The organism is Candidatus Aegiribacteria sp., assembly GCA_021108005.1.
Taxonomy (GTDB): Bacteria; Fermentibacterota; Fermentibacteria; order Fermentibacterales; family JCC-6; genus Aegiribacteria.
In genome coordinates this window covers 1-7,314 of record JAIORS010000219.1, presented here as the reverse complement: position 1 = coordinate 7,314, position 7,314 = coordinate 1, and the positions used below count along the sequence as shown (strand labels likewise).

Here is a 7,314-nt window from a genome sequence, read left to right as displayed (position 1 = left end):
ATCAGTGAAGCTTCAAGCTCTTCTATTGTTTCCGCTCTGAAAAGCTCAATAACTTCAAACTCATCGTAATCTGTAAGTGGTATCACTGGAATGGTTGATTCAGGAATGTATTCACTCTCCCAGACCTGCTGCCTGAGGGATTGTACAACATCAAACAGATGCCAGAAGGCATATAACTATTACAATAAACATTCTCATTTTTAACCTCTGTCTAGTAAATTCTTCTGATTGATAAGTTATCCATCACAATATAGAGGGGGAGGGCGAATACGAGGACATGGTAAGGCTACCCCCCCCCCCAGCTAAATAAACAGTATCTGGATTGAATTGATCTAAATTGCTTTGATGCGATTGTGCTATATCAGACAGGTTGAAGTGATTTGAACTGTCCACAGATATTGAAGCTATTGTTTCAGCCTCTCCATCCCTCCTTGTTCCTTACCCCTCGTTTTCGATTATGCTTATTGTACATCCATAGCGTCAATGGTTCTGGAAACTAATCATTAATCGAAGTAAGATACGGAAAATATGATTGAAAAAACAATTGAAGAGGGTATTTACCAGCTTATGATAACAGGAGACAGGAAAGTACTCTGAAACCCCGCCTCCCTTTAAGAAGGCGGGGCTTTTAACGACACCACACTCAAAGCGCTGTTTTACGTTCAATGAGAAAACGGTCAACTTGAATGCGTCTTTATAACTCTCCTCTAATTCCTCCTCACAACAAAGCTCCCGGTGCTGACTTCGGAACCGATGCCGCACTGAAGAAGGTATACCCCGTTAGGAACTGGTGTTCTATCATCCGTGTAACCATCCCAGTGAAGTACACTTCCCGATTCAGCATGACCGCTCCAGATCATGCGGCCGGAAATATCGTAGATCTTCACCGAAGCTTCTTCGGAGTATTCAACAACTGGAATGGAGAACATCCAGCCCTCGTTTTCAACACTGCGGGTGATCTCAACAGCTGAAACTCCTGAATCAGTTCCCCTGCTGCCGTAAACACTGACCTCGGTAAGACCCGAAGCTCCGCATACTCTTACGTAACGGACATCATCTGTACCGCTGCGTGATTCTGCGACGAACGTATAGAACTCCCTGTCAGAACCGGCCACTTCTATCAACAGAGAAGGTTCAACTGCAAGAGCAGTCTCAACATTCAGAATGAATTCATTTGTAAGCAAACCTATTCCGGGAGAAGTATCTGATATTCTTTCAGGCAACACTGATGTTACGGTACATTCCTCTCCGAGATCGATGACAACAGCATCAGCTCCGGAAGATGGCGTGTAGCGTACTTCTAATGAACCATCCGTCAGGCAGAGGGAATTACCACCTCTTGTAAGAACAGCCTCATCTATTACTGCCGGTATTGTCTCAACTATTCTCTCATGTACTGATGTTCTTTCAGTATCGGAAGACTCGTCCATCTCGATAACTTGTGTCCTGCCAGGAATACTTGTTGAAGCTCTCTCCATTGAAAACTCTTCAACAACCGAACACCCAAGTGAAATAACGTCAGAAGGAGAGGTCGGGAACTTGATGTAATTGTATTCCGACTCGTTGGTGCCGTCTGAGGCAAAAACCGCGTACACTACAAGAGGCATGTATGTGCTGAAATAGTCAACATATGAACCAACTCCTGCATACACCCTTCCAATAGTATGGAAAGGTGCCCTGGGGAAAACCCTCTTTATCTCATACCAGATCACATCCGTGGGCTCCTGGGGGCTTCCGGAGAAAGGATCGTTCACCGAAAGATCCCACTCAAGCTCAACCTCGCAGCCGACAAGTGAGTAATCTATCTCTCCGATGAGATCTGTGGGCGGTTCTGGTATCGTATTGTCGGCTTCAAAACACCCTGTATGCCAGCTGTCATGCTGGAATTGACGCCAAGGCATCATAGCCGGGAATGAACCCGCGCCAAGATCGTAGCAGTACAGTACAGGATCGCTGTCATCGGCAAGAATCATCTCGAGACTGTTGTCAGCATCGATATTGCCGATAGCTACCTGACCGTAAACTCCATTACCAAAAGCTACAGGGTAACCGCTGCAGATGCTGCCATCGCTGTTGATGGCGTACAGTAATCCATCGGCTGTTCCGACTACTATCTCAAGTTCGAAATCGCCATCAATGTCCGCTATGGACGGACCTCTTGAGGGAGTGCTGCCAACTGATACCGGAAATCCTGAAAATGATTGGTAATTCAATCCAGACCAGCACTCAACCGTTCCTCCATTAACGGATGCCGCTATGTCAAGATAACCGTCATCATTAAGATCGCCCAACGCGACTGGACCCATTACCCAGCCGCCTACATTCCAGGTATGTTCCACTGCGCCGGTGTTACCGTCGAGTACCAGAACCATATTTGTCTGAGTACCCCCGCTGGTACCGATTATGATCTCATTCACTCCATCATTATCGACATCCCCTACTACCGGGGAAGAGTAGAACCAGCAGTTAAATGATGTCTTCCAGATATTCGAGCCATCTGAAGGATCAAGAAGATAAACCGCGCTGTTGAAAGTCTTCTCATCAGAAGACTCCTTATCAGTCTGAAAACCTTCAGCTGTGCATACGACTATCTCAAGCCCGGAATGAATCGATGAAACATCGCCAATTGCAGGAGTGCAGATTACCGATGAGCCTCCAAGGCCAGGCTCAAGGTTGCGACACCATGTTCTCCAACCTCCCGTATGCTCAAACAAATAAACCGTGGGCTCAAGTGATGTCGTATCGGAAAGATGACGGCAGATCACCACCTCGGGATGGCCATCTCCATCAACATCTCCTATCGCGGGAGAAGACATGCTGGGGTAGAAACCGAGAGCAGCTGAACCACCCATCTCAACTGGCCAGCCACTTATGTTACTCCCTGTAATTACATCTCTCGCATGACATCCATAGGCATGAACCGAAAGAACATCAAGGTCTCCATCACCATCAAGATCAACTATGGTCGGACATGAATGAACATTGATACTCCCCCATCCACCTGAAAGCATCGGCCAGTGGCTGTTCCATGAACTGCCATCATCAGCAAGAATATGAACCCAGCCATCCGTGCTCTGAATGACAACATCAAGATCGCCATCATCATCAAGATCGGCTAGAACCGGGGAACCCTTTACGTTGTCATGAAGGGTTACCGGCCAGCCCGGCTGAACACCCATAACTGAAAAACTGTGATGAATGTCATTGTAACGGCCATCAGAAACAGGAACTGATGGATCCATGAGACCGTTGGCATCATGATCCTGTGCCTGTATGCTGAGTGTCATTCGACCGGAAGTACAACCGGTGAGATCATCGAAAACACCATGCCAGGTGTCTTTGTACTGTGCTTCCTCCGGACAGTTGGTCCAGCTCCAGTTCAATCCGGCGTCAGATGCCGTAATGTCATTGTATGGTAAAGAAACTCCGGCTGTAACGGTAACGGATGTCGTATCCATTGGCTCTGAAAAGACTACTGTTACATCAAGAGTTTGATCAGGAAGCACTGCCAGATCAATCGGATTGTGCCATTCCGGTGCTAAACCGTCAGCTGTCCAGTAAGCCTCCCAGATCGTTCTCCCTTCACAGGATATCACAACCTCTTCAACTACAGGGGAAAAGTTGTGGAGCTCGATATCAAGAGTATCCCCATGAGTCACTGTCGTATCCCACGCGTAACTCGTTACATCTATACTGTAGGGACCATCCGGAAAAGCGGCAAGAACGGGATTCGTTGTGACCCCGGAAAACTGATTGTCTGAATCCGTCTGCCAGCAGTTCTCCTCGATGTTTGAAACACCAAAACCTTCCCAGCCGGGATCAGGAAAAGCATCACCGCTATTGGATAGGCAGTTGAGAGTTCCATATTCAGTGGTATAAAGCTCTCTGTAATGATATCTGAAGTAGAACTGCTTGTACTTGTCATCATGTTGAGTACCGCCAAGCTCCCCCCTGAAATCAACCACATATCGCATACTAATAACTTCATCACCGCCTGGCTTTTGGCGAACAATTTTCCATAATATTCTTCGGGGATTTAGTTCATCAATTCCGTCTGCATCAATCCCTGCATCCGGGATTGAAGCCATGCCATCTCCGTAATGAGATTGACCGTACAGGAAATCAACCGCCCCTGAGAGATCTTCTCTATCAAGTGTATCCAGCCATACCTCAGAAACGGAAGTCCAGTTACCCCAGTCGAGGTAATCCATGTCAGGAAGGAAGAATGATCTGTCACTATTCGCATCCCATCCCCATGTAAAATCACCAACAGAGGTTGCTGAAGGAACAAGATAATCAAGAGGATTGCACAAAGCAGCATGACTTGAAACATATGGTGCTTCACTCCGCATGAAGTGCAAATGGGGGTGAGTGAGGGCCGGATGCATGATTCCAATAAAATCACCGATTTGGTGAAGCATAGTAGGGTCAAAGAAATCAATATTGAGTTCATCCAGATGTTGAAAGTTCCAGCCTTCAGATCCAAGATGATCCTCCCCAACAACAACAACCCACTGCACTTCGCCTGTTGGTAAAGTATCTGTTCCCCACCAACATGTATACCCTTCAACAACATTTCGAACGACATCACAGCCATCAGTGGAAGAGGTGTTCGCATCGATATCAATACCGAAGTGAAAATTAATTCCAAAAGGATCAGGAACCTGACTCCATCCGATATGATGGGTTCCATAGGAAGAAAAAAGTGTTCGTGATGAATCCTGCCCACTGGGCGTGGTCCCCACGGGCCATGGGATGAAGCCTGGCTCTGCCGTTACGATAGAAGGAAATTGAGTCAGTACAATGATTAAGAGAATTGTAATAGCTAGTTTTGTTCGTTCCATTCTATCTCACCTCCCTGACCATGCGAAATATGAAAGGAGTGTACTGATCAGAGTTTTCCTGAAAAATCAGAAAGGATCTGGAACTCTGAAGAACAAAATATCCGTTGGGGGAAATACCCATTTCTCCGGGATATCCGGTGGTTTCATGGATAAGTGTTTGATTCCAGTATATCTTCTGGAGGTTTTCAGTTTCATCTTCTATGTTTCTCAGAGTTGTCTCCCATACTACTGTGCACAAACCGTATTTTGAGGTTCTGAAAAATCGTCTTGATCCAGATATTGTCTGTGGGATGTCCCAGACAATTTCAAGTGTTGAAGAATCAAGTAAGTATCCTTGGGGAGATACACACAGGAGTTCCTCATCGGGTGAAAATTCCAAATCAAGTATGTATATGAAGTTATCATTGAAAGTTATCAGCTCATTATCAGATAAACTGTATATTCCCAATCCCAATGCTTTCAGCGGAATGGAAGTGTATTTACCTTCAGGTGATACGGCTGGTGCTATTGGACCAATTCCGTAATGACAGGGCAGAATAATTTCTGATAACGGACCTTTATCCGAAGCAGCTATGTATGAAATGCCTCTACCATCATATGGCAATTCCTCAGCCGGTGCCGAACATCCAAAGCAAGATAGAGAACCATCAGCACTGAGATCAAACTGATACATTCCTGATAATGGAATAGCTATTTCATCAAAAGAACCATCTGGATAGAAAAAGCATGCATAAGGTCTATGACCTGCTGGATTCTGAAGTAGCTGTACTCCGCCACTTACCATGAGTCCAACTGACGCATCTCTAGATAGTTTTATCCTTCCACTAGCTAAAGCAATATTACCGATTTCTTCGCCAAATCGATTTACTATCGTACCAGGTTCACCGTACATATTCGATGGCATATCCGGTGTATCCCATGTTCTATCCTCGGTAGGTGGATTCACTATGAAGTTCTCTCTCCAATAGTCTTCCCCCGGTACAACGAATTCTGCATCCATATTTAAGGGATTGCCTTCTCTATTGTAGAACAGATGCATCTGTTGTGCCAGTACTGCTCTCATCCTGCAGTCCAGCCAGTACCTGTCTTCTTCGGGAATACTCTCATCATTGAGTATCTCTTCAAGCCACGGCATGGGGTAACCATCGGTTAAGGCAGCTTCAAGTTCTTCGGTAGTTTCAGCATGGAAAAGCTCAACTACTTCTACTTCCGAAGAAGCTGAAGCTTCTTCAGCTCTTTCAGCAAGTGATTCTATAACATCATAAACACCTGATGCTGTTACCTGTGCTGCTGTAATGACCATGAGCATCATCAGTAAATATTTCATCATTTCTCCTATCATAATTTAGTATTTTCATTGATTTGGAAGGAACTTCGATGGAGGGCGAATGGGTGAGTAATGTAGAGTTACCCCCCCCCAGATACAATAAACAGTACTTTCTATGTTTTGAATCTCAACGAACGGATTGGATTCTCTTCTGTAAGGCAGGTCGAGCTGATTTGTATTATTCGCAGATATTGAAGCTATTGTTTAAGCCTCTCCATCCCTCCTTGTTCCTTACCCCTCGTTTTCGATTATGCTCACTGTACATCCATAGCGTCAAGAGTTCCGGAAACAAATCATTAATCGAAGCAAGAGACGGAAAATATGATTGAAATAACAATTGAAGAGGGTATCTGCCAGCTTATGATAACAGGAGACAGGAAAGTACCCCTCCGCTTAAACCCCGCCCCCTTTCAGAAGGCGGGGTTCTTAACGACTCTACTAATTAATTCCTCCTCACCACAAAGCTCCCGGTGCTGACTTCAGAACCAATGCTGCAATGAAGAAGGTACACGCCGTTGGGAACAGCTGTTCCGTTCTCCGTAAAGCCGTCCCAGTGAAGTACACTTCCCGATTCAGCATGACCGCTCCAGATCATGCGGCCGGAAACATCGTAGATCTTCACCGAAGCTTCTTCGGAATATTCAACAACTGGAATGGAGAACATCCAGCCCTCGTCTTCAACACTGCGGGTGATCTCAATAGATAAAACCTCTGAATCAGTACTTCTGCTGCCGTAAACACTGACCTCTGAAAGACCCAAAGCTCCGCATACTCTTACGTAACGGACATCATCTGTACCACTGTATGATTCTGCGGCGAACGTATAGAACTCCCTGTCAGAACCGGCTACTTCTATTAACAGAGAAGGTTCAATTAACGGAACAGTCTCAACATTAAGAACGGATTCATCCGTCATTGTAATTACATCAAGAGAAGTATTTGATACTCTTTCAGGAATAACTGACGTTACGGTACATTCTTCACCGAGATCGATGACGACCGCGTCAGCTCCGAAAGATGGCCTGTAGCGTACTTCAATAGAACCATCGGTCAGATATTCAGGATTGCCCTCCGAACGGCTCCGGTGCCGCGCTCCGGTGCCGGGCCTAACATGTAAACATTTTGTCAGTTTATTTCTCATAC

At 45.7% G+C, this 7,314-nt stretch carries 3 protein-coding genes; all 3 read right to left on the bottom strand.

The window, feature by feature from the left end; all coding sequences use genetic code 11:
- Window positions 1-707: 707 nt before the first annotated feature.
- On the bottom strand, window positions 708-4,844 hold the full coding sequence (locus K8S15_14155; protein ID MCD4777176.1) for a T9SS type A sorting domain-containing protein: 4,137 nt from the start codon (window positions 4,842-4,844) through the stop codon (window positions 708-710).
- Window position 4,845: 1 nt separating this feature from the next.
- Window positions 4,846-6,171: a hypothetical protein gene (locus K8S15_14150; protein ID MCD4777175.1), complete on the bottom strand. Its 1,326-nt coding sequence runs from the start codon at window positions 6,169-6,171 to the stop codon at window positions 4,846-4,848.
- A gap of 442 nt (window positions 6,172-6,613) precedes the next feature.
- A partial coding sequence (locus K8S15_14145) for a hypothetical protein (GenBank protein ID MCD4777174.1) occupies window positions 6,614-7,314 on the bottom strand: 701 nt, incomplete at its 5' end.